This window comes from Pseudomonas oplopanacis, from assembly GCF_057128725.1.
In genome coordinates this window covers 1-23,612 of the sequence record NZ_JBSKHV010000011.1, presented here as the reverse complement: position 1 = coordinate 23,612, position 23,612 = coordinate 1, and the positions used below count along the sequence as shown (strand labels likewise).

Genomic DNA, 23,612 nt, shown 5'->3' with positions numbered 1-23,612 from the left:
TAGCGATTTCCACCGCGAGGGCGGGTATCAAGTCGCCAGTTGATTGGCAAACTGGCCGACCGCGTTCACCACTTTCTGCGCACCGTCCTGAATCTCGACGATCACCGTACCGGCTTCCGCAGCCAGCGCCAGGCCTTGTTCCGCCTGAAGCTTGCCGTCGGTCATCAGAGCCACGGCATTACGCGCCATCTCCTGGTTCTGCCGCACGACACCGACGATCTCATCAGTGGCCTGGCTGGTGCGAGACGCCAACTGCCGGACTTCGTCCGCGACCACGGCAAAGCCCCTGCCCTGTTCACCTGCCCGAGCCGCCTCGATGGCCGCGTTGAGCGCCAGCAAGTTGGTCTGCTCAGCGATGCCGCTGATGGTTTTGACGATGGTGCCAATCACCAGCGATTGCTCGTTCAAGGCCTCGATGCCATCGCCAGCGGTTTGCATGTGCTTGGCCAGGTCGCGCATCACGTCCACCGCCTGAGTCACCACGGCCGTTCCGCGCTGGGCACTCTGGTCGGTTTGCTGAGAGGTGCTGTAGGCAATGTTGGCCGCTTCGGCCACGGCGTTTTCCTGGTTGACCTGATCGGTGATCACGGTGGCGAACTTCACCACTTTGTAGAGCTTGTTGTTAGCGTCGACCACCGGGTTGTAGGACGCTTCCAGCCAGACCAGACGACCATGGCTGTCGACGCGTTTGAAACGGCCGGCGACAAACTCACCGGCGTTCAGGCGTCGCCAGAAATTCTGGTACTCAGCGCTGCTGGCCTCCTGCGGTTCACAGAACGTACGGTGATGTTTGCCCTTGATCTGCGCGAGGCTGTAACCCATGCCGCTGAGGAAGCGGTCGTTGGCCGCCAGCACATTGCCATCGAGGTCGAACTCGATCACCGCGGTCGAACGCACCAGCGCGCCAATCAGATTCTCATGTTCACGGGACGCTTCGATGGTGCGGGTCAGGTCGCTGGAGTAAATCGAGAAATGCTTGATCCGGCCATCCGCCGAACGCACCGGCTGCAAAATCGAACGCAACCACGCTTCCTTGCCATTGCCACGGAGCAAACGCACGGCCCCGGCGAAATGCTCGCCACGGCTCAGCGCGTTCTGGAAGCGACGGTGGAATTCATCGGATTTGACATGAACCGGGACGATCTCGTCGATGTTGCGGCCGGCCAGGTCGCCGCTCTTGTAGAACATTTCACCCAGGAAGTTCTGGTTGGCCGATTGAATCCGGCCATCGGGATCAAGGGTCAGGACCAGCATCTCGCTTTCCAGACTGTCCTTCACTTGCTGAAGGCTGGAGAGTTCTTCGCGAAGAGCCGACAGCTCCTGCTTCAAGCGTTTGTTGAACATGGGAAAGCACCGATGGACTGGATGGAAAGCGGCATACAGCCTAGCCATCGGCGGTGCAGGTGTTTTCTGAAGACTGATTCAGGGTTGTCCTACAAAAATAGTTGCCGTATCCCCCGGCGATTACATCGCGCCAGCGGCCGCGCAATGGCCGGCTCTGGGCAGGCGTGCGCCAAAATACGCCGCGCTGCCCACACCCACCGCGCCCATGACCGCACAGAAGATCACGCAGATCCACGGGCTCCACGGCATCAGACCAATCAACAACAGCGGTGTGATACTCGCCCACGCGGCGTAGGCAATGTTGTAGGTGAAGGAAATTCCCGAGACGCGTACCCGTGCCGGGAACAGGCTGACCATCACTGACGGCACCGCGCCGACCACCCCGCAACTCAGACCGGCAATCGCATAGGCCAAGCCTATCCAGTGGCCGCCAGTAATCAGGCAGGTATAGAGCACGCCAATCCCCAGCGGCAGCAGCAGGCTATAGAGCATGACCGTGCGCCAGCCGCCGATGCGGTCGACCAGCAACCCGGCGAGCACGCAGCCGATGTTCAGGAACACGATGCCCAACGCACTCAGGGCAAAGGTATGGCTGGCGGTCATGCCGAAGGTTTTCTGCATCATGGTCGGTGTGATGACGACAAACACCACCACCGCCGAGGTCAGCACACAGGTGAGGATCATCGCCGGCAACATCGCCAGACGATGCTCACGCAAGACCGTGCGCAATGGCAATTCGACGGCGGCATCGCGCTGGGCCTGCATCGCCATGAATACCGGGGTTTCACTGAGCCAGCGGCGCAACCAGACGCCAATCACCCCGAACACACCGCCCAGGAGGAACGGATAACGCCAGGCGAAATCGAGAATTTCCGCCGGGGTGAACGCCTGTGCGAGGAAGGTCGCCGTCAGTGCGCCAATCAGGTAGCCAAAGGTCAGCCCGGCTTGCAGGAAACCGAGGGCATAACCGCGATGCCCGGCCGGCGCGTGCTCGGCGACGAACACCCAGGCACTCGGCACTTCACCGCCCACCGCCGCGCCTTGCAGGACACGTAGCGCCAACAGCAGCAGCGGCGCCCAATAGCCGATTTGCGCATAGGTCGGCATGATCCCGATCAGCAGGCACGGCAGCGCCATCATCAGGATGCTCAGGCTGAAGACTTTCTTGCGCCCCAGCCGGTCGGCGAAATGCGCCATCAGAATCCCGCCCAATGGGCGCGCCAGATAACCGGTGACGAAGATCCCGAAGCTTTGCAGCAGGCGCAGCCATTCGGGCATTTCCGGCGGGAAGAACAGTTGGCTGAGGGTCAGGGCGAAGAACACGAAAATGATGAAATCGTAGATTTCCAGCGCGCCGCCAAGGGCCGCAAGGCCAAGGGTCTTGTAATCCGAGCGGGTAAAAGGCGTCGGGCGCGAAGGGGTGTTGGCAGTCATGAAAAAGAACTCTGCAGCCGGTAAAAAACCAAGGCGCCCATGGTCTACGCAAACGCGCCCATGGACAAGCCGTTAGACCATAGTCCTGTTTTGGTAAAGTTTCGTCACAAATCAGCAGCGGTTGATTTACTGTTGGCATCTGTCCAGACGGGCCTTTGCGGCCCGAAAGACCACAACAAACATAAAAATTCGAGGTACACCCGTGGCCGCTGATATCGAAGATACCCGCTCCGCCCGCTTTGCCCTGCGCTGCTCAAGTTTTGCCGAACGCTGGTTCCCCGATTCCTGGGTATTTGCCGCGCTGGCGGTGATCATCGTCGCCGTCGCCACGCTGTTCATGGGCGCCAAACCGACTGACGCCGCGATGGCGTTCGGTGACGGATTCTGGAGCCTGATCCCCTTCACCATGCAGATGGCATTCGTGGTCATCGGTGGCTATGTCGTCGCCGCCTCGCCACCCGCCGTGAAACTCATCGACCGCTTGGCGCGCATTCCGAAAAACGGGCGCTCGGCCGTGGCGTGGGTCGCGTTGATTTCCATGACTGCCTCGCTGCTGAACTGGGGTTTGTCGCTGGTGTTCGGCGGTTTGCTGGTGCGCGCCCTCGCCCGCCGCGTCGATCTGAAAATGGACTACCGTGCCGCCGGTGCAGCCGTCTATCTGGGCCTCGGCGCTGTGTGGGCCCTGGGCCTGTCGTCGTCCGCTGCACAACTGCAGGCCAACCCGGCCAGTCTGCCGCCGTCGATCCTGGCGATCACCGGGGTCATTCCCTTCACCCAAACGATCTTTCTGTGGCAGTCCGGCGTGATGCTGCTGACGCTGATCGTGGTTTCGCTGATCATTGCCTACGCCACCGCACCAGGCCCTAACACCGCCCGTGACGCCAAGGCCTGCGGCGTCGACCCGAGCTTCAATCTGCCGCCACTGCAACCACGCACTCGTCCCGGCGAATGGCTGGAGTACAGCCCGGTGCTGACCCTTTTGCTGGTGGCACTCGCGGCTGGCTGGCTGTTTCACGAGTTTTCGACCAAACCGGCGCTTACTGCCATCTCCGGGCTGAACACCTACAACTTCCTGTTCCTGATGCTCGGCGCGCTGCTGCACTGGCGCCCGCGCAGTTTCCTCGATGCCGTGGCCCGCGCAGTCCCGACCACCACCGGCGTGCTGATCCAGTTCCCGCTGTACGGCTCGATCGCTGCGCTGATGACCACAGTCAAAGGCGCAGATGCTCAGACCCTGGCGCACCACATCTCGACCTTCTTCGTCAGCATCGCCACCCACGATACCTACGCGCTGCTGATGGGCGTGTACTCGGCGATTCTCGGTTTCTTCATCCCGTCCGGCGGCGGCAAATGGATCATCGAAGCGCCGTACGTCATGCAAGTGGCCACGGACCTGAACTACCACCTGGGCTGGGCCGTACAGATCTACAACGCAGCCGAAGCGCTGCCGAACCTGATCAACCCGTTCTACATGTTGCCGCTGCTGGGCGTGCTCGGGTTGAAGGCGCGGGACTTGATCGGGTTCTCGTTCGTGCAATTGCTGGTGCACACGCCGCTGGTGCTGTTTCTGCTGTGGGCGCTGGGGACGACGCTGACGTATACGGCGCCGGTGATGCCTTAAAATCGACTGGTTGCACCTGTTCTAGAGCAGGTGCAATCAAGTTTGGTCGTTGGGTAAAACCTTCAATAGCTGCGGCAAGGCTGACTGACTCTTCTTTGCTCAACCCCTCGACGAAGACAAGTGCATCACCAGCGGCTTGTCGCATATGGTCAAGTAGTCGCCGAGACGGTTGACGGTCATACAGGCCGCGCCTGTTCCAGCACCTGCTGACGAAACTTCAACGGAAGGTCTCCCGGTGTCAGCAGATCGACACTGACCCCCAGCAAATCTTCGAGCTCAACCTGAAGACCGCCCAGATCGAACAGCGTGGCACCCGGGAGCGCATCCACCAGTAAGTCCAGGTCACTCCCCTCTTGATCGGTGCCCAATAATGCGGAGCCGAATACACGAGGATTGGACGTGCGAAAACGGCCTACGACCTCGCGCACGGCGGCGCGTTTCAGATCCAGTGCGATTGAAGGTTTCATGATTGACCTTTGCCAAGTCCAGTATTGCGCCAGTCTAGCAGTGCTTGGGACAGGGAAACACCGCGTCACTTGTAACCCTTCTGTCACATCCCGCTGCTAGCGTCCGCCGAAACATACTGCAACAAACTCAGCTAAACGGGACGTGGCATGACTGACGATAAAGACAACATCGACGCTCCTTCTCCCGACTCAGACGCCCCCACCGACACCAGTCGCCGGCGCTTTCTGGGTGGTGTCGCAGTGCTGGGTGTCGGCGCAACGCTGAGTGCTTGTGGCAATCAGGGGGATGAGCCGGGCAAACCTGTCGAACATCCGTTGTCCCCGGCGGAATTGGACAAGGCCCTGCACGACCAGGTGAAAACCGTGGTGGTGATCTACGCCGAGAACCGCAGTTTCAACAATCTGTTCGGCAATTTCCCCGGCGTCGAAAAACCGCTGTCATCGCTCCAGCCTGCCGAATATCAACAGCGTGATCGCGATGGCAGTCTGTTGCAGACGCTGCCACCGGTGTGGGGCGGGGTTTTGCAGATCGGCCCGCAAACCCTGGATGGCGTGACGTACCCCAGTGAAACCCAGTTTCAGGAGCAACTGCCCAACGCGCCGTTTGCCCTCAAAGGCCCGAACGCTGAGGACTTGCCGTTCGGCTTGGTGACTCGCGATTTGTGGCACGTGTTCTATCAAAACCAGATGCAAATCAATGACGGCAAGAATGATGGTTTTGTCGCGTGGGCCGACTCCGGCGGCCTGACCATGGGCCATTACGCGCAGAGTCGTTATTCCCTGCGCTTGTGGGACGTCGCCCAGGAGTTTGTGCTCTGCGATAACTTTTTCCAGGGCGCTTTCGGCGGTTCGTTTCTCAATCACCAGTACCTGATCAGCGCCACCGCGCCGTTTTATCCCGACGTCGCCAACTCCGTGGCCAAGGCGCAGATCGCAGTGCTGCAAAGCGATGATCCGGCGGACCCGCGGCTCAAACCTTTGGAGAAATCCCCGGCCAGCGCCATGACCGGTCCACCGCAGTTCGGCCCCAGCGCATTGACCCCGGATGGCTACGGCGTCAACACGCTCGCGCCGCCGTACTGGCCGACGTGGATTCGCGACCCGGACCGTCCGGCCTACGCCAAACCGGACCTGCCGAACGTGATGGTCCCGCAGACCCACGAGCACATCGGCGACAAGCTCTCCAAAAAGAACATCGACTGGGCCTGGTACGCCGGCGCCTGGCAGGCGACGCTGGATCAGTTCAAGGACTCCGGTGGCATCCCCAAGATTCCCAACTTCCAGTATCACCACCAGCCGTTCAACTACTTCAAACAGCTGGGTCCGGAAAATCCGGCCGAACGCAACAAACGTCTGCGCGACGCCGGCCTGGGTGATGAGTCGAACACCAACAAGTTCTTCGCCGATGCCGAGGCTGGCAAGCTGCCGGCGGTGAGTTTCTACAAACCCCAGGGCAACCTGAACATGCACGCCGGTTACGCTGATGTGGCGTCCGGCGATCGGCACATCGTGCGCGCCCTGAAAGTGCTGCGCGAAAGCCCGCAATGGAAAAACATGGTGGTGGTGGTCACGGTCGATGAAAACGGTGGCTGGTGGGATCACGTTGCACCGCCCAAAGGCGATCGTTGGGGGCCGGGATCGCGGGTGCCGGCGCTGGTGGTCTCGCCCTTCGCGCGCAAAGGCACAGTGGATCACACGGTCTATGACACCGCGTCGATTCTGCGGTTAATCACTCGGGTGTTCGGGCTGGAGAAGCTCGACGGGCTCAAGCAGCGTGAGGAGGCGATGGTCGCTCGGGGTCAGAAACCCATGGGGGATTTGAGCAACGCATTGAGCTTCGCAAAATAATAGCCCAGTGCCACCATTTTCCTTTGCCCCTCCACTGCTCCGGTAATATCCTTGGGCGGATATTAATTGTTTCAGTTTTTTGCAGACCGGAAAGGGAGTTCACTTGATGATCGTAGGGATTGACCTGGGCACCACCAACAGCCTCATCGCCATCTGGCGGGGAGAGTCCAGCGAGTTGGTGCCCAATGCGCTGGGCCAGTTCCTGACCCCCAGCGTGGTCGGTCTCGACGATCAGGGCCGAGTGCTGGTCGGCCAGGCTGCCCGTGAGCGATTGCACACCCACCCGCGCCAAACCACCTCACTGTTCAAACGTCACATGGGCAGTGCCACCGAAGTGCGCCTCGGCGACCGGACATTCCGTCCCGAAGAGCTTTCGGCGCTGGTGCTCAAGAGCCTGAAGGAAGACGTCGAACGGGCTTTCGGCGAAACGGTGCATGAAGCGGTCATCAGCGTCCCGGCCTATTTCAGCGATGCCCAGCGCAAAGCCACGCGCATTGCCGGGGAACTGGCCGGGCTGAAGGTTGAAAAACTGATCAACGAACCGACGGCGGCAGCGCTGGCGTACGGACTGCACCAACGGGACAAGGAAACCTCGTTCCTGGTGTTTGACCTCGGTGGCGGTACGTTCGACGTGTCGATCCTGGAGCTCTTCGACGGAGTGATGGAAGTGCGCGCCAGCGCCGGCGACAACTTTCTGGGCGGTGAAGATTTCGACAGCGTGCTGCTCGAACACTTTCTGGATCACCATCGCAACACCGACAACTTCCCCGACCGCAACAGCGTCATTCAGCCGCTTCGTCGCGAAGCCGAGCGCGTGCGCAAAGCCCTGGGCCATGACGCCAGCGCCGACTTCAGCTTGCGGGTGGATGGCCAGCAATGGACCCAGACGATCACCCAACAGCAATTGGCCACGCTCTACACGCCGCTGCTTGAGCGCTTGCGCACGCCGATTGAACGAGCGCTGCGAGACGCGCGCATTCGCGTGAGTGATCTCGACGAAATCCTGTTGGTCGGTGGCACGACACGCATGCCGCTGGTGCGCAAACTCGCGGCGGGCCTGTTTGGTCGCTTCCCGTCCATCAGCCTCGATCCAGACGAAGTGGTGGCCCACGGCGCAGCCATTCAAGCGGCGCTAAAAGCACGCTCTGCCGCGCTGGAAGAAGTTGTGCTGACGGACGTCTGCTCTTACACATTGGGCATCGAAACCTCGACGCAGGTGGGCGGGCAACGCGAAAGTGGCCATTACCTGCCAATCATCGAGCGCAACAGCATTGTGCCAGTAAGCCGGGTCAAGACCGTTTACACCGTCCATGACAACCAGGAACACGTGAAGCTGAATATTTTTCAGGGCGAAAGTCGCCTGGTCAAAGACAACGTGGCATTGGGTGAACTGGAGATCAAAGTACCCAAGCGCAAGGCCGGCGAAGTGTCGCTGGATGTGCGCTTCACCTACGACAACAATGGCTTGCTGGAGGCCCAGGTGGTCGTGCCGTTGACCGGCGACCTGCACTCTCTGGTGATCGAGAACAATCCCGGCGTGCTTACCCCGGAGGAGATTCAAGCGCGTTTGCAGGGTTTGGCGCTGCTGAAAATTCATCCTCGCGATCAGCAGGTCAACACCGTGTTGACCGCACGTCTTGAGCGTCTTTATCAGGAAAGTCTGGGGCAGATGCGCGAACAGATCGGTCACTGGGCCCAGCAGTTCCAGAGCGTGCTTGAGTCCCAGGATGAACGCCGGATCCGTGAAGCGCGCAGCGAGCTGACGCAGCAACTGAGTACGCTGGACAACGGCGTCTGGCAGTAAGGAGCCGCACATGGATTGCTGGTCTCTGCTGGAACTGGCCGAAGACGCCGACGCACGCACTATCAAGCGCAGTTACGCGCGGTTGCTGAAAACCTACCGGCCCGATGAAGACCCCGAAGGCTTTCAACGCTTGCGCGAAGCTTATGAGCAAGCGCTGGGGGTTGCCCAATGGCGGGCTGAATTCGCGGCTGACAACGTTGAAGTGGCGACCGCCGAAGTCGTCGAACAACCGCATCAGGCCAATCTCCCGGCGTGGTCCGAGACGCTCGAACTTCGACCGCTGAACATCGAAAGCCCACGCGTGCTTCACCCGCTTGGCATTGAACGTCCACGCGCGCTGCATTCGCTGAACCTTGCCCCCTCAATTCCCCCGCCCCTGCACGTTTCACCGGACGAGCAAGCTGCACGGGCGCTTCTGGACGGGCTCACGGATCAGAACCTCGCCGAGCGTTGGGAGCAGGCGCAACAACAGCACTGTGCCCAGGTGTTTGAACAGTTGCTGCTGCAACTATGCTTCGATCATCCAGGCTTGCGCAGTTCGATTGCCAGTTGGGCCGTGCAGCATCTGGACTGGCTGGCACCCTGGCAAAACATCGTCATGACCGATGGGCAGCGAGATGCCCTGGCCAGTGGTTTGCTGCAGGACTATCGGCAGGTGTTGCAGGAGTTGCTTGAAGCTGGCAAAGAACGAGAATTCCTCACTCAGCTGAAAAGTGACACCGCTCAACCCTGGCTTCAGGTGTTCGATCGACGCCAGGAATGGCAGCGAATCATCCTGCAACTGTTCAACGACACCGAATGGAGCCTGCCGCTGTTCGACCGCGTTGGACAGGTATTTGGCTGGGACGACCAAAAAGGCATTCACCCGGAACCGGCGTCGACCTGGCAGGCCTTGATCGAGCGCTGCAATCAGGAAAGTTTCTACGAAAACCTGCAGGCCAAGGCGCAAGACAGCCGGGTATGGGCGGCCGATGTACAGGCCGCGCATCTGCTGATGAATCCAATGCGGCCCGGACAACAGAAAAAACTGACCGATGGCTTTGGCCAGAACGAATGGCAGGCCTGCCATGACCTTGCGCACACGCTCAAGTGGCGCTATCCGCATTTGCTCCTGCGCCTGCCGCGCACCGATGTGTTTTTCTGGCGGCGTTTTTTGCCACGCCCGATCGCCGCCGAAACCTGGCTGCTAGTCTGGGCGGGCTTCGCCTTGGCGCTGTATTTGTTTTTTTTCCCCTCCAACCATAACTCCCTCGGTTACAGCATCGGCATACCGTTGATTCTCGCTCTCGCTCCGTTCTCGTTTTGTCGCTTCGCGCTGAGTTGGTGGGTGGTGATCACCTCCCACTTTATTGTCCAGGACCTGCGGCTGACAGAAGAAGTGATTCCGCGACGCTTGAACCCGGAAACGCGCTGGTTGCTGATCCGCCACGGCGGACCACAGGCCGTCATGCTGATGCTGTTTGCGCTGCTACAGGGTTGGTTCGGGATCGTGACGTACGTCGGTTTTATGCTGATCGGTTTCTTGCACACACGGCGCATCGGCGAACTCGACCCTGAACTTCGTGCACGTCGTCCATGGCTGACGGCGCTGCATTGGGCGCATTTGAGCCCGCTGCAAGTGGTGTTCTTGCTGGTGATGGTCGGCCTCGACCTGGCGTGCCAGATTTACTTTCCTGACTATCACCTGACTCAACTGCGTTTCAGCTAAACGACGACCGGCCGATCTGCTTTAGTACGGTGGCCCGCGATGCACGCGGGCCCACGCTGAAAAGGATCTGAGCATGCTGAAACTCACAGGACTCACCTTTGCCGCCCTCGCCCTGAGCGCCGCCGCCCACGCCGATGTCGATCTGAAACTGGGCAGCACCGAACGCGTCACCCGGCTTTTCGCCTACCCCAACAACTGCAATGTGATCTGCTTTCGCAACTGGACGCTTGAGCAAACCGTCGAGCATTACCTGACCCAAAGCGTGCAACGCGATGGCTACAGCACTGCGAAAGTGCGCGTCAAAACGGACAACCATCAGCTTTACGCCGACATCAGCGGCGTGCCAAAGGGCTATGAAAAACCGCTGGCCGCACTGCTCGATGCCGGCGATCTGGCCTACACCGGCGCCAAAAAACTCAATGCCGACAGTAAATGGGCCTACAACTGGTACTTGTTCCTGCCGTTGGGCATGGCCCTGGAAAACCGCAAAAGTGTCGAGCTGCTGCACTTCCCGCCGGATTATTCCCTGACCCACGCCCAGGATTACCTGCGCTCCGCGACCACGGATCGCTGGGCCACGTTGCTGACGGATAACGGCATCCCCGCCGTCCAGACACCGGGTTATCAGACCATCATCGACATCGCGCCCATTGCCGCACCGGCCAGCGCCGGCAAGGATCTGGAGGGTGTCTACGGCTACTTCACGGATTACCAGACCACCATGGTCAAGGAAATCAGCCAGAACGCCAAAGGCGCTGCGCTGCCGATGGTCGCCTTCGGCGCGCCAGTGCGTAACTGGATCAAGCAGCAATATGGTGTGACCGTCGACGTGCTGGGTCTGGCCACCATCAGCCCGAAGAAAGGCCTGAACGTGCCGGTATTGGGCTCGAACCATCCGAGTTACATCTGGTACGCCGCCAACCCGGACAGCTACACCGGCGACGATGCTCAGGCGAAAGCCGATGCGGCGGGCCTGACCGTCATGGGCCAGGACTTGAGCGCCGCGTGCTGGCAGGCCGGCATGGGCAGCACACCGGGCAGCGACCCTGCTGCCCAGCTGAAAAGCTGCACGCAAACCTGGCAAGTGACCCAGAAAGAAAAAACCTGCGAGTTGTTCTACACCTCGATCCGCAACCTGCCCCCTGAACTAGCCGTGGCCAAGTGCGCGACAACCCCGATCAAGGCCCAGCTCCAACAACTGCAATCCCCGGCGCCCGCAACAGCGATTCCGGCACCTGCGCTGTAATCACCTTGCGCGTCAGTCAAGGCTGACGCGCAAAAGCGCACATCCCACTGTCAGTTTTGACAGTAGACCCATCGTTTCATATGCGAGATCGTGAGGTATACCCGTGTTGCAGGGCTGACAGGCTCGTCAGTTTGGGAAGTCGCAACGCACTGCCGACAAGGATCGTTATGAAAACTCATCCCGTGCACCACACTTCAGAACACCCGCCGGATGGCGTTTATCCGTTTCCAGAGCTGCCGGTCAGCCGTGGATTTCCAGCGCTGGCCGATTTCGAAATCATCTGCAACGCCGATGGTTCAGCGGTAGCCGTCGCAGCACTGCGCGAATTTCCACGGATCAGTCGAATCTGCCGGGTGTCGGGGCATTTGCTGCCTTATCGCACTCGACACACGCGGCAACTGGCGTCCGGGATTCACGTCTATGACCCGCTCTTCAGCGGCCTGCTGCGGCATTCCTGTGACCCCAACGTGTTTTTCGACATGAGCGAACTGTGGTTGTGGGCGCTGAAGGACATCAAGAAAGGCGACAGCCTGACGATGGACTTCGCGGCAACGGAAGACAAACTGCTGCGCCAGTTTGCCTGCCAGTGCGCGTCGCCTGAGTGCCGAGGCTGGATCACCGGTTACGATGAACCGCCGAACGCCGACGGCCAGTTGTTTTATCACCACTTGCGTCGGCGCGGTCTCTGCTAGACGGTTTACAGCTTCTCGACCGGGCGCAGACGGTATTGCGGCGGCAGTTGCTCAAATCCGCTGATGGTCGTGTTCAGGCTCTTCCAGCGACCGTCCTTGATCCCGTAGATGCAACCATGGATCGACAGCGGCTGCCCACGGTGCCAGGCGTTTTGCACGATGCTGGTATGGCCGACGTTCGCCACTTGCTGGATCACGTTGAGCTCGCAGAGACGATCGACCTGTTCTTCTTCGGTCGCCAGCTCGGCCAGTTCTTCGCGCTTTTCGTAATAAAGGTCACGGATCGAGCGCAGCCAGCCGTCGATCAGGCCCAACTGACGATCCTGCATCGAAGCGCGCACGCCGCCACAGCCATAGTGGCCGGTGACCAGGATGTGTTTGACCTTGAGCACGTCCACCGCGTACTGAATCACCGACAGGCAATTGAGGTCGGTGTGCAGCACCACATTGGCCACGTTGCGGTGCACGAACAGGTCGCCCGGCAACATGCCGACGATCTCGTTGGCCGGCACCCGCGCGTCGGAACATCCAATCCACAAGTATTCCGGCGTCTGTTGGCGCGCCAGCTTGGAGAAGAAGTCCGGATCTTCCTGTTTGATCGCTTCAGCCCAGCGTTCGTTGTTATCAATCAGATCTTGTAATTCGTTCATGCTGTAAAGCCTCAAGAATGATGCGCTGGTTTGACAGACAACCACCCGTCGGGGTCACGCGCTTGATGCAAGTTAGGCCGGTGGAATTCTCAGGAGCCCAGTGGGTCCACCCTAGTAAGGCCCACAGTATGAGGAATTGCCATGACTGAATCACGACGTCCGTACGATGCGGCGCAACCTGAGCCGATCGACGACAACGAAGACCGCATGGGCTCGATGCATGAGCTGGATTTCGATGAGGAAGAACCCAGCGCCAAAATCGGTGACGAACTGCCGGAGACCGAACGCGAACGGCTGATGCCTCGCGAGCGTGTGCGCGAAGCCGGTATGACGGGGGCTTCGACCGATGATCACGAGTCTACCGATGATGACATGAGCCCGGAAACGTTGATCCATGAAGATGGTGCGCGGGATGCTCACGAAGCGGGTGAAGGCGATCAGGCGGATTGGGATTTGAGCATTGTCGATGAGGACGACATTGGCGGGGGAAATGGGCTGGATGAAGCGGAGATGGCGCGGCGGGATCCGCTGGATAAGGATCGGTGATCTTCAGCGCCTGTTAGGTCGCCTTCGCGAGCAGGCTCGCTCCCACAGGTTTTATGTACGACATAAATTCATTGTGGGAGCGAGCCTGCTCGCGAAGCTTTTAAAAAGGATCAGTCGACCAGGGTGCAGGCCATGACCACCGCATCTTCCCGACCACCAACAGCCGGATAATAATCCCGACGTCGGCCAATTTCGTTAAAGCCATACCGCTCATACAAGCGAAACGCCGAGCGGTTGCTGTCGCGAACTTCCAGAAAGCACTCCCGCGCCTCAGCCTTGTAGGCAATCGACATCAAATGCTCCAGCAGCGTCAAACCCAGGCCACGGCCCTGATTTTCCGGTTTGACGGTGATATTGAGCAGATGTGCCTCATCCAGAATGATCTGCACCACGCCATGGCCGACCTGCTGCTGCCCTTCGAACATCAGTAAGATCTGGTACTTGCCCAGCCCGTCGAGAAAAATCCCGCGGGTCCAGGGATGGCTGTAGGCCGCGTATTCGATTTTCAGTACAGCGTCCAGGTCCGCCTCGGTCATCGGGCGAAACGATACAGCGTCACTCATTTGATTCTTTCCAGCGCGCCATCAGCCGACGCATGGCTTGCCAGACATCAGCCTTACGCTGTGGCTCTTCCATTAATAATTCCAGACCCGGCAGGGCCCAGACCGAGCCCAGGCCTTCGACCTGGAGTTCGCGGTTGAATGATTCGGCGTTGGCCTCACCGGCAAAACGCACCGCTGGCAGGCCGATCAGCCACACGCAGACGCACGGCGCGTCTTCGATGCGCGCCGAGAGAAAGCCTTGCACGAAGTCGCGCGCCGCTTCCGGGCCTTGATCCATGGTGCCGCGAGCCAGCAGCGGCCAGCGTACCGGTTCGCCGACAATCTGCGGGCTGTCCGGCAGACCGGCGGCGCGCAGCATGTCCTTGAGCAGCAGATAGGCAGGATCGCGGGTCTGGAACGTTTCGCCTGTGGGTAACTCCACCAGCAGCAGGCAGCGACCGGCGCGCAGCAATTGCAGGGCGAAACGCGGTGGCGGCACCTGCACAACCTTGGCGACGACCGGAACCGCCTCTTCTTCGACCTTGGCGTTGGTGCGCGTACTGGCCAACGAAGGACGCGGCACTTCGATCTTCACCCGTTCGGCCGGTTTGACCAGCGGTTCCACGGGCGAATCCGCCACAGGCGCGGGCGCAACCGGAGCCATCGGCGCGACGACCAACGGCTCAGGCATCTCCAGCAGCTCGGGGCGCGAGGGCGCGGCAAAGGGCAATTCGGTGCGCGGCAGCCAGTTAACCACCTGCATGGCGGTCAAATAAGCGCGGCGACGGGACTCGATAAGCAAAGGTCGGCCACTTGTGGATAACTAAAGTGCGGTGATTCTACCGCCCTTCGCTCAAGATCGCCCGCGCTTGATCGATAGAAACCCTACAGTCCGTCCCGAGAGTGAATCGACACGCCCGCGATGCAGTACAATCGCGGCTTTTAATCGCCAACCAGCCGGCCATTCCGATGATCGAACCCAAGCGCGTCTTGCGCGCCCTCGCTGAACACTGGGCACTTCTGGAGCCACTGTGCGAGCACTTCGACCAAGGCACATTGAGCCTCAACGAACTGCGTTCACAGTTGGCCGCCCAGCAACTCGACAGTACGCCGCAGGACATCACCAGCCTGCTGGACGTGTGGATCCGCCTCGATATTCTGGTTCCTGTGGCGAAAAGCCCGAACCGCTTCGAGCTCAATGCGCAGATCCATGACTTCCTCGCCTACCTGCGCCGTGAGCACCGTCTGGGCCTGTGCCTGGAAATCGAAGCCTATTTGCGTCACCTCGAGCGCCTGGCCGGTTACATCCAGGATGCGTTCGACATTCGCGATGGCCATGATCTGGCTCGCCAATTGCGCTTGCTCGATATGCGCGTACGCGACGTATTGAAGAAGCTCGACAACGATGAACAGGCGCTGGTAGCCGTCGCCGAACGGGCGAAAACCAGCGATCGGCAGATTCCGTTGCGTCAGCGTTACGCTGAAGTGCTGGCGACCTGGGACGAATACGTCGAACCGATGATTGACCTGGTGAACGCCGACGGCGCCTTCGAACAAGGCGTTCGCAAGGTCGAAACCGTGCTGCTGAAGATGCTCAGCGAGCAGCAACGCCTTGGCCATCTGGTCGACGACGACATGCTGCTGCGCACCCACGCGCGCATCCTTGAAATGCAGACCAGCGCTCAATTGACCCTGCGTCATGCCCGCGAACTGTTGCTGCCATTGCGTGAAGAAGCTCGTCGCCACAATGCCGTGACCCGTGGCGCGGCGCTGGCCCTGTCAGCCATTCGTCGCAAAGGCATCGACGCCGTACCGCAAGCCGCGATGCCAATGTTCACCCGCCCGCAAAGCACCTTTCTCGGCAGTGCCAGTCAGGTCGAAGCCTACGTGTATGCGCTGGCCCGTTTCGAACCGAAACCAGCGCGTTTCCCCAAGGCTCACAAGACCCAGAAAGGCGAAGCCCCACGCGCGCCACGTACCGTTCGCGAAATGCTCGAACGCTGCGAAGACGCCCTGCCGATGCCGGACCTGATGACTTGGCTGCTGGAGCAAGAGCCGGACGGCGCGACCGACGAGTTGCTGTACTGGTTCTCGCGCCTGTCTCGCGAGAAACGCTTCAAACGCGAGCGTCTGGAACGCCGCGAATACCACACTCATGAGCATCAGGTCAGCCTGCGCTCCTTCGCCCTGCTCTCGGCCGGCGACACCGCCGCCGAGGATTCTGCGAGCATCCCAAATGCATCTTGATCTAAACGAATTGTCCCAGCTGGCGCCGATCTTTCGCGAGCTGTTCAAGGGCTACCACGTCAGCCGCCGCGACCCTGAGCTGTATGCGCAACTGTCGAACTTCCAGGACCAGTACCGCACGCTGTTCAAGGCGCTGGGGTTTGAGCTGGTGTGCGACACCCGTGGTTTCTACTACTTCGTGCCGGACCTCGCTGCCGCCGCGGTGAACAAAACTGCACAACGACTGGCGCTGTTCACCTTCATCCTCGTCGAGCACCTGGCGGATCAGGGCCGTGACCCGGTTGCCGTGCTCGACGGTGGCAGCCTCGGCCGCGATGAATTGCCTTCCTTGCTGGAAAAGTACCGCGACCTGTTCATCCAGGCCGAAGTGCAGACCGTCGAAGAGCTCGAAGAAAAAATCATGCGCCGCATGACCCAGCTCGGTTTCGCCGGCGAAGAAAACGGCATCTACCGTTTCCTGCCGCCGATGCACCGCTTCCTCGATGTCTGCCTGTCGGTTCAGCAGGACCGTGATCTGGCGGCCAGCCTGCACAGCGTGTTGCCATTGCCAGTTCCGGTATTGATCGATGACGACAGTGACGAAAAGCTGTTGGAAACCGATGACCCGCTGGATTTGAGTGCCTTTGAGATAGAGAGCGAAGAAGAAAGTGAAGAAGACGCCATGGCCCGCGCCATCGCCGAAGAACAGGAGACCGACGCATGAGCAAGGAACGCTACGGCATTCGCCGCTTTGCCCTTTTGAACACCGCCGGTTACAGCCTCGGTCTGTTTCCGCTGGAAGAGCCGCTGTCGGTCTACGGCGCGAACAACCTCGGCAAATCCGCCTCGATCAACGCCTTGCAGTTCCCGATTCTGGCGCGCATGTCGGACATGAGTTTCGGCAAGTACAGCCTGGAACAATCCCGGCGTTTCTACTTCGCCTCGGACACCAGTTACATCCTGGTTGAAGTGTCGCTGCCCCACGGCCCGCACGTGATCGGCGTGGTCGGTCGCGGCCCGGGCGGTGGTTTCGGTCACCAGTTCTTTGCCTATGCCGGCAAACTGGATCTGGCGCACTATCAGAAGAACGACACCTGCCTGCGCCAGAAAGAACTGTTCACCAACCTTGAGCGCGAAGGCCTGAAAGCCTACGAATTGAAGCCTGATGAGCTGCGTCGCTTGCTGGTTGGCGGTCACACCTCGATTCCGCTGGACCTGACGCTGATCCCGTTGCGTTCCACCAGCGAGCAGAGCCTGAAGACCTTCCGCGCGTTGTTCATCAACTTGCTGCACATGCGCGAAATCACCGCGGCCAAGCTCAAGCAATTGTTCCTCGATGCGTTCGAGCACAGCCTGCGTTCCGGCAGCGTCGATTACATCGCCGCGTGCGAAGAAGCCTTCCGCGATGTACGCCGCATGGAGCAGGACTACAACTCGCTGGTGACCGCCGGCCCGCTGGTTGAAGCACTGGCCTCAGGCGTGGCTCAGCGCAATATCCTGCGCGGTAAATTGCACCGGATCTCGCCACTGCTCGACTCCCTGCTCGGCACCTGGTCGGACTACGCCAGTGCGCGCAAGGAAGAGCTGACGATTCAGGCCGAGCATTACCGCAACGAGCAAGACGCACTGCAAAACGATCAGCGTGGTGGCACGCAAGAGCTGATGCGCCTGGAGCGGGAAATCACCGGCATCCAGCGCTGGCTCGGCGAGTTGTCGGTGCTCAAGCATCGCTTCGCGTTGGTCGATGACGTCAAAGTGCTGGAGCAACAACTGCTCGCGGCCAAGGACGCGCACGATGAACTGGCCGGTGCGCTGGCACAGTCGCGGCAGTTCTCTGCCGAAGACCTCGAAGAGCGTCTGCGCGATCTGGAAAAACGCCTGAAGTCGGTCAAGCAACAACTCGATCACGCCGACAACAACAGCTACGCCCGACTGCGCGAAGAGTTCTCGCAACAGGACGTCGAACGTCTGATGCGCCTGTTCAACAGCGCGCTGTTCAGCCTGCCGCTGGGCGAGCATGGGATTACGCTGGACGAGGACGGTCAGTGGGTCAAATCCATGGAACTGATCCTCGACGGTTTCAAAGGCGAGCGCTTCGAAGTACCGGGCCTGTCCATCGACATCTCGAACATCGAGCCGCCAGCGCTGCAAGCGTTGGCTGACCGCGCGGCGTTGCGCGATCAGAAAGAGCGTCTGGACAAAGAACTCAAGCAACTGAAGACCCAACAAGCCGTCGCCGCCGACCGCGCCGCGAGCAAGACCCAGACTGAAGCGCTGTACCAGCAAGTGCTGGATGCGCAGAAAGCCCTGGAAGACTTCCGTCGCGCGCAAACCTTGAGCGCTGAAGAAGGCGACAAGCTTGAGCAATTGGCGCAGATGGAAGCGGCGCAGGACGAATTGAAACGCTCCAGCGACGCCTTCACCGAACGCGTCCAGCAACTGTCGGCCAAGCTGCAACTGGTCGGCCGTCAGATCGGCGACATGGAAGCCAAGCAACGCACCCTCGACGACGCCCTGCGCCGCCGTCAGCTGTTGCCGGCAGACCTGCCGTTCGGCACGCCGTTCATGGACCCGATCGACGATTCCATGGACAACCTGCTGCCGCTGCTCAACGACTATCAGGACAGCTGGCAGGGATTGCTGCGCAGCGACGGTCAGATCGAGGCGCTGTACGCCCAGGTTCGCCTCAAAGGCGTGGCCAAGTTCGACAGCGAAGACGATATGGAACGTCGCCTGCAACTGCTGATCAACGCCTACGCGCACCGCACCGACGAAGCCCTGACGCTGGGCAAGGCACGCCGGGCGGCGGTCACCGACATCGCCCGGACCCTGCGCAACATTCGCAGCGACTACGACAGCCTCGAACATCAACTGGCGCTGTTCAACCGCGAGATCAACAAGCGTCAGGTGTCCAACCTGCAAAGCTTCCGCATCGTCCTCGCGCCGAACAAGGAAGCGCTCAAGCACATCGACCAGATCATTCACAGTGCCGGCCAATACGAAGAAGGCGAAACCCTCTCCGTGTTCGACCTGAGCCAAAGCGCCGAGCAGGACAACAAGAACGAAGAAGCCAAGGAATATCTGGCACGGCTGGTGGCGGCCAACCACAACCAGCTCGGCCTCAAGGACTTGTTCGAACTGGCCTTCGAGATCACCAAGGTCAACGGTCAACCGGTTATCCACACCGACATCGACGGCGCCGCGTCCAACGGCACCACGATGACCATCAAGGCGCTGACCAACATGTACTTGTTGCTGCACTTGATGGACCGCGACCAGGCCGGTCGCGTGCGCCTGCCGTACTACCTCGACGAGGCGGCGGACATCGATGAGAAGAACCAGGCAGCGCTGCTGGAAACCAGCCTGCAATTGGGCTTCGTGCCGATCCTGGCAAGTGTGAAGCCGCAGGTTTGCGCCAGTGTTGCGATTGACCTGGAAGGTGGCAGCGGGCCGAACGGGATCTACATCGATGAGGCGGACTGGAAGTACATTCGCCGTCATGATGAGGTGAAGGCGGTTGTTGTTGCGCAGGCCGATGAACCGGAGCTGGATGCGGTTTGAGTTAAACCGCTAGAAACGAAAAGGCCGCGATCCAATGGATCGCGGCCTTTTTTGTGGGCGCCTTTCAGTGTGTTTGAGGGCCTCTTCGCGAGCAGGCTCGCTCCCACAGTGGTTCGGTGTGTACACCGGATTCAATGTGGGAGCGAGCTTGCTCGCGATGGCGACATCACAGACACCAATAAACTATTTGCCGATCGAGATCTTCGGCGCCCAGGTCAGCCATTCATCTTCAAACTTGTCGAACAGCGGGAAGGTTTGCTCAGCTCGCGCCGGGCTACCCATGCGATCGCCTTCCGGGGTGGCGAAGGCAATGCCGCCCTGAATCAGCGTCTCCAGCGACTCAGTGCGTACCGTTGCGCCTTTGAACAAGCCGTAGTCAAAACCAAAACCGCTGCTGTTCCAGAAACGCGTACCGCTGCGCACCAACGGCGCGTATTTCGGTTCGATCAGAATGTGCACCAGCACACGATCTGCCGTCTGCCCAAGTTCGTAGGCCGTGACCTTGCCGACAGTAATTTCACGATACGTCACCGGCACACCGGTTTTCAGCGATCCACGGCGCGCGGCACTCAACACCAGACTCAAGCCGGCTTCCTGCTTGGCCGTCTCTGGCGGGTTGGCCAACGCGACGAAATTCTTTTGCGGACCGAGGTTCTTCGGTGCAGGTTGTACTTCGATGTATTGACCGGTCACCAGCGTTTCCAGATTGCGGGTCTTGATCAGCCCCAATTCAGGCTTGACCACCCAGAACTGGCTGCCGACGCGGGCAATGCGCTCCGGTACTTCGGTGATACGCGCGGTGAGCATCACCGATTGCAGATCATCGGTGAGGTCAACGTCTTCGATCTTGCCGACGTCCAGCCCTTTGAATCTCACCGGCGTGCCGTTACGCAAGCCATCAGCGCGCTCAACCTTGATGGTCACCACGGTGCCTTTCTGATTGGCCTCCTCATGGTTGGCGAACAGGCGGAAACGCGGGATCTTCTTTTGCAGCGGGGCTTTGGCTTCCGGTGTCTCAAAGGCGATGCCACCGGCCATCAGGCTTTGCAACGATTCACTTTTGACCTGTATCCCGCCCGTCAGCCCGCCCGTGAGCGTGATGCCGCTGGCATTCCAGAATCTCGTCGAGGCGTTGACCAGCCCTTCGTATTCCTTCTCGATGTGAACACCAATCACCAGCTGTTTCTTTTTCTTGGAGAACTGATAGCTCTGGACCGAACCGACCTTGACCTGCTTGTAGAGAATCGGGCTGCCGACTTCCAGCGAGCCGAGGTTTTCAGTGAATAACACCAGGTGCAAGCCTGGGGAACGCAGGTCAAGCGGCGGAGCCTTGGGCCGTGCCACGAATTCGCGTTGTGGTGCGGAGCCTTTATCGCCAGGGCGCACGGCGATGTAGTTACCTTTGACCAACGCTTCCAGCCCCGTGATGCCCGCGAGGGAAATCGACGGTTTGACCACCCAGAATTGAGTACCGGTGACCAGGTAATCTTCGGCCAATGGATCGAGAGTCAGTTCGGCGGTGGCACCGGACAGGTCCGGATCGATCTTCAGCGCTTTCAGGTTGCCGACCTGGATGCCTTTGTACATCACCGGCGTACGGCCAGCCTGCAAGCCTTCGAAATCGGTGAGCTTGACCTTGACCCGAATACCGGCGGCGGCGGCGTCAAAGTCTTCGTAGAGACGGAACGGCAGGCTCGGGTCGGTGGGCGGGCTATCCTTGCGGTTCTCCGGCGTAGCGAACGCAATACCCCCGGCGACGATGCTGGCAAGTGACTCACTGCGAATTTTCACACCGGACAGATTGGCGTCGATGCTGATGCCGCTGGCGTTCCAGAAACGTGTGTGTTTGCGCACCAGATTGGCGTAGGTGGGTTCGATGAATACTTTGAGCTCGACCGTACTTTGGTCTTCCGAGAGCACATAGCTTTTGATCTGGCCGACTTTGATCTGCTTGTAGAACACGGGGCTGCCACGGTTCAGCGAGCCGAGGCGATCAGCCTTGATGGTCAAGTGCAAACCCGGTTTGGCGTCGGACAGAGGCGGCTCTTCTGCCAGCGCCTTGAACTTGCGAGTGGGCTCGCCTTCACCAGGGCTGATCGCCACGTAATTGCCCGACACCAGGGTTTCCAGACCGGTGATACCGGCCAGCGTCACGCTCGGTTTGACCAGCCAGAAGCGGGTGCTGGTCCTGAGGTATTGCTCGACATCCTTGTTCATCTCGACGGTTGCGATCACGCCTTTGGAAGCGCCTTCGTCATCGAGTTTCAGAGCTTTCACCTTACCGACGGACATGCCTTTGTAGACGACTTCAGTCTTGTTGGCCTGAATGCCTTCGCCGCTTTCGAACCGCACCTGAACTTCGATGCCGGTCTCGTTATAGGCACGCCAGCCGAGCCAGCCGCCGATGATCAACGCGACCAGGGGCAGGATCCAGATGGCGGACCAGTTCGAGGCCGGTCGGGTTTTCGCTGTAGGCAAATCAGTCATGGTCGTCGTCCGACTCCGTGTTATCCCAAATCAGTCGGGGATCGAAAGAAACTGCGGCAAGCATCGTCAAAATCACCACACTGGCGAAGGCGATGGCGCCAAGATTGGCTTCGATGCTGGCAAGCCGTCCAAAATTCACGACCGCCACCAGGATGGCGATCACAAAGATATCCAGCATCGACCAGCGGCCGATGAACTCGATAAAGCGGTACATCCAGATTCGTTGGCGAGCCGAGAGTGGCTGGCGGCGCTGTATCGAAAACAGCAGCAAGCCGATGCCCACCAGTTTGAACGTCGGCACTAGAATACTGGCAATGAACACCACCGCCGCGATGGGAAACATGCCGTAATGAACCAGGTCAATCACGCCGGACATGATGGTGCTGGGGGCGCCCTTACCGAGTGAGTTGATCGTCATGATCGGCAGCACGTTGGCCGGAATGTAGAGAATCGCCGCGGTAATCAACAGTGCCCAGGTGCGTACCAGGCTGTTCGGGCGACGGGCATGAACCAGCGCACCACAACGGGTGCAGACTTGCTCATCGGTGTCAGCGTCCTGCTTGTTCAACTCATGGCATTCCGCACAAATCAGAATGCCTGCATCAATCGCCCGCATGGGCATCCTCTCCTGATAAAGCCTGCCAGATCTGATGAGGCGACATCACAACCTCCAATCCGACCTGAACCAACAGCAAACTGATAAAGCACACCAGACCGAGACCTACGCTAATGGCTGCCATATCTGCCAGTTTTACGAACGCGACCAGTACGCCCATGAGGTAAACCTCGAGCATTCCCCAGTCCCGTAGATGGTGATAGATGCGATAGAGCAGCAAGCCGTAACTGCGTCCGATATCAAAGCGAATGCTCAACAAGACTGCCAATTGGCAGAGCAGTTTGAGCAAAGGGATTCCCATGCTGCACAGGAACACAATTACCGAGACGCTTTGCATGCCAGTGTCGAACAAAGCCACAACGCCGCTCCAGACAGTGTCCTTTGAGGATTGTCCGAGTAGATTGAGCTCCATAATGGGTAAAAAGTTCGCCGGCACGTACAACAATAAAGCGGCGATAACCAAAGCGAGACTGCGTTGTACGACATTATGCCGATGGGCGTAGAGCTCATAGCCGCAGCGCGGACACAGCGCTTTCTCGCCATGGCCGAGTTCGGGTTTGCGCATCAGCAAGTCGCACTCATGACACGCGACCAAATCGTCTAGCGGTAATTCTGACAGCCTTGTGGCGTCAACCGGATCTGACATAAAGGCTCTGTTCCGAAAAAGTTGGTCCTATTCTAGAGGCATGAGTCAAAAATAACTGCGCCAATTTGTGCCTCAAGATGGAGTACTTTTTCGCAGACAAAACAAAACCCCAACTGCTTTCGCAATTGGGGTTTCGGAATTTAATCTTGACGATGACCTACTCTCACATGGGGA

General features: G+C 59.6%; 18 protein-coding genes and 2 pseudogenes. 10 read left to right on the top strand and 10 right to left on the bottom strand.

Translation table 11 applies throughout. The features are described from left to right. Positions 1-27 precede the first annotated feature (27 nt). The 3 genes and pseudogenes from ACWKV5_RS20620 to ACWKV5_RS20610 all read right to left on the bottom strand — a co-directional run. Positions 28-465: pseudogene (locus tag ACWKV5_RS20620) on the bottom strand (methyl-accepting chemotaxis protein); the annotation flags it as partial. A 102-nt stretch (positions 466-567) separates the two neighbouring features. Next, positions 568-1,254, bottom strand: a pseudogene (locus ACWKV5_RS20615) (PAS domain-containing protein); the annotation flags it as partial. 210 nt (positions 1,255-1,464) lie between these two features. Continuing rightward, entirely contained in the window at positions 1,465-2,778 is a 1,314-nt protein-coding gene (locus ACWKV5_RS20610) for an MFS transporter (protein WP_483842784.1), read from the bottom strand. Positions 2,779-2,980: 202 nt separating this feature from the next. Between ACWKV5_RS20610 and ACWKV5_RS20605 the strand changes: the two genes are divergently transcribed. Continuing rightward, positions 2,981-4,399 (top strand): short-chain fatty acid transporter, encoded by a 1,419-nt coding sequence (locus ACWKV5_RS20605; RefSeq protein ID WP_483842783.1) that lies wholly within the window; start codon positions 2,981-2,983, stop codon positions 4,397-4,399. A gap of 176 nt (positions 4,400-4,575) precedes the next feature. Here ACWKV5_RS20605 and ACWKV5_RS20600 read toward each other — a convergent pair whose 3' ends face one another. Beyond that, positions 4,576-4,866, bottom strand: coding sequence for a nucleotidyltransferase family protein (locus tag ACWKV5_RS20600; RefSeq protein ID WP_483842782.1), 291 nt, complete (start codon positions 4,864-4,866; stop codon positions 4,576-4,578). A gap of 147 nt (positions 4,867-5,013) precedes the next feature. Here ACWKV5_RS20600 and ACWKV5_RS20595 point away from each other — a divergent pair, with 147 nt between their 5' ends. The 5 genes from ACWKV5_RS20595 (at position 5,014) to ACWKV5_RS20575 (ending at position 12,164) form a co-directional block, all read left to right on the top strand. After that, complete coding sequence (locus tag ACWKV5_RS20595; RefSeq protein ID WP_483842781.1) at positions 5,014-6,714, top strand: acid phosphatase; 1,701 nt, start codon at positions 5,014-5,016, stop codon at positions 6,712-6,714. A 106-nt stretch (positions 6,715-6,820) separates the two neighbouring features. Next, positions 6,821-8,518, top strand: a complete 1,698-nt coding sequence (locus ACWKV5_RS20590; protein ID WP_483842780.1) for a molecular chaperone HscC — start codon at positions 6,821-6,823, stop codon at positions 8,516-8,518. Positions 8,519-8,528: 10 nt separating this feature from the next. After that, positions 8,529-10,226, top strand: coding sequence for a J domain-containing protein (locus tag ACWKV5_RS20585; protein WP_483842779.1), 1,698 nt, complete (start codon positions 8,529-8,531; stop codon positions 10,224-10,226). Positions 10,227-10,299: 73 nt separating this feature from the next. After that, complete coding sequence (locus tag ACWKV5_RS20580; protein WP_483842778.1) at positions 10,300-11,472, top strand: hypothetical protein; 1,173 nt, start codon at positions 10,300-10,302, stop codon at positions 11,470-11,472. A 167-nt stretch (positions 11,473-11,639) separates the two neighbouring features. Continuing rightward, positions 11,640-12,164, top strand: a complete 525-nt coding sequence (locus ACWKV5_RS20575) for an SET domain-containing protein-lysine N-methyltransferase (protein ID WP_483842777.1) — start codon at positions 11,640-11,642, stop codon at positions 12,162-12,164. Positions 12,165-12,169: 5 nt separating this feature from the next. Here the strand turns inward: ACWKV5_RS20575 and can are convergent, their stop codons facing one another. Beyond that, the gene (gene can / locus ACWKV5_RS20570; RefSeq protein WP_027925919.1) at positions 12,170-12,814 is read right to left on the bottom strand and encodes a carbonate dehydratase; all 645 of its coding nucleotides are present in this window, start codon (positions 12,812-12,814) and stop codon (positions 12,170-12,172) included. Between the two features lie 141 nt (positions 12,815-12,955). Between can and ACWKV5_RS20565 the strand changes: the two genes are divergently transcribed. Next, on the top strand, positions 12,956-13,360 hold the full coding sequence (locus ACWKV5_RS20565; RefSeq protein WP_483842776.1) for a serine kinase/phosphatase: 405 nt from the start codon (positions 12,956-12,958) through the stop codon (positions 13,358-13,360). A gap of 110 nt (positions 13,361-13,470) precedes the next feature. On the opposite strand, the gene rimI is transcribed toward ACWKV5_RS20565, so the two are convergent. After that, complete coding sequence (rimI, locus tag ACWKV5_RS20560) at positions 13,471-13,923, bottom strand: ribosomal protein S18-alanine N-acetyltransferase (RefSeq protein ID WP_483842775.1); 453 nt, start codon at positions 13,921-13,923, stop codon at positions 13,471-13,473. Then, positions 13,916-14,665, bottom strand: a complete 750-nt coding sequence (locus tag ACWKV5_RS20555; RefSeq protein WP_483842921.1) for an energy transducer TonB — start codon at positions 14,663-14,665, stop codon at positions 13,916-13,918. Before ACWKV5_RS20555 ends, rimI begins: the two co-directional genes overlap by 8 nt. A 206-nt stretch (positions 14,666-14,871) precedes the next feature. Here ACWKV5_RS20555 and mksB point away from each other — a divergent pair, with 206 nt between their 5' ends. The 3 genes from mksB to mksF are packed head-to-tail and all read left to right on the top strand — an operon-like array spanning position 14,872 to position 19,689. Next, entirely contained in the window at positions 14,872-16,149 is a 1,278-nt protein-coding gene (gene mksB / locus ACWKV5_RS20550; protein ID WP_483842774.1) for an Mks condensin complex protein MksB, read from the top strand. Continuing rightward, positions 16,139-16,852, top strand: a complete 714-nt coding sequence (mksE, locus tag ACWKV5_RS20545) for an Mks condensin complex protein MksE (RefSeq protein WP_483842773.1) — start codon at positions 16,139-16,141, stop codon at positions 16,850-16,852. The genes mksB and mksE overlap by 11 nt, the downstream gene beginning before the upstream one ends. Further along, positions 16,849-19,689, top strand: coding sequence for an Mks condensin complex protein MksF (mksF, locus tag ACWKV5_RS20540; RefSeq protein WP_483842772.1), 2,841 nt, complete (start codon positions 16,849-16,851; stop codon positions 19,687-19,689). Before mksE ends, mksF begins: the two co-directional genes overlap by 4 nt. Before the next feature lie 183 nt (positions 19,690-19,872). Here mksF and ACWKV5_RS20535 read toward each other — a convergent pair whose 3' ends face one another. From ACWKV5_RS20535 to ACWKV5_RS20525, 3 genes are read right to left on the bottom strand one after another with little or no spacing between them, the layout of a single operon-like run. Next, the gene (locus ACWKV5_RS20535; protein ID WP_483842771.1) at positions 19,873-22,176 is read right to left on the bottom strand and encodes a PqiB family protein; all 2,304 of its coding nucleotides are present in this window, start codon (positions 22,174-22,176) and stop codon (positions 19,873-19,875) included. Then, positions 22,169-22,792 (bottom strand): paraquat-inducible protein A, encoded by a 624-nt coding sequence (locus ACWKV5_RS20530; RefSeq protein ID WP_483842770.1) that lies wholly within the window; start codon positions 22,790-22,792, stop codon positions 22,169-22,171. Before ACWKV5_RS20530 ends, ACWKV5_RS20535 begins: the two co-directional genes overlap by 8 nt. Beyond that, positions 22,779-23,438 carry a paraquat-inducible protein A gene (locus ACWKV5_RS20525; RefSeq protein ID WP_483842769.1) on the bottom strand — a complete coding sequence of 220 codons (660 nt, stop codon included), beginning with the start codon at positions 23,436-23,438 and terminating at the stop codon, positions 22,779-22,781. Before ACWKV5_RS20525 ends, ACWKV5_RS20530 begins: the two co-directional genes overlap by 14 nt. Positions 23,439-23,612 lie beyond the last annotated feature (174 nt).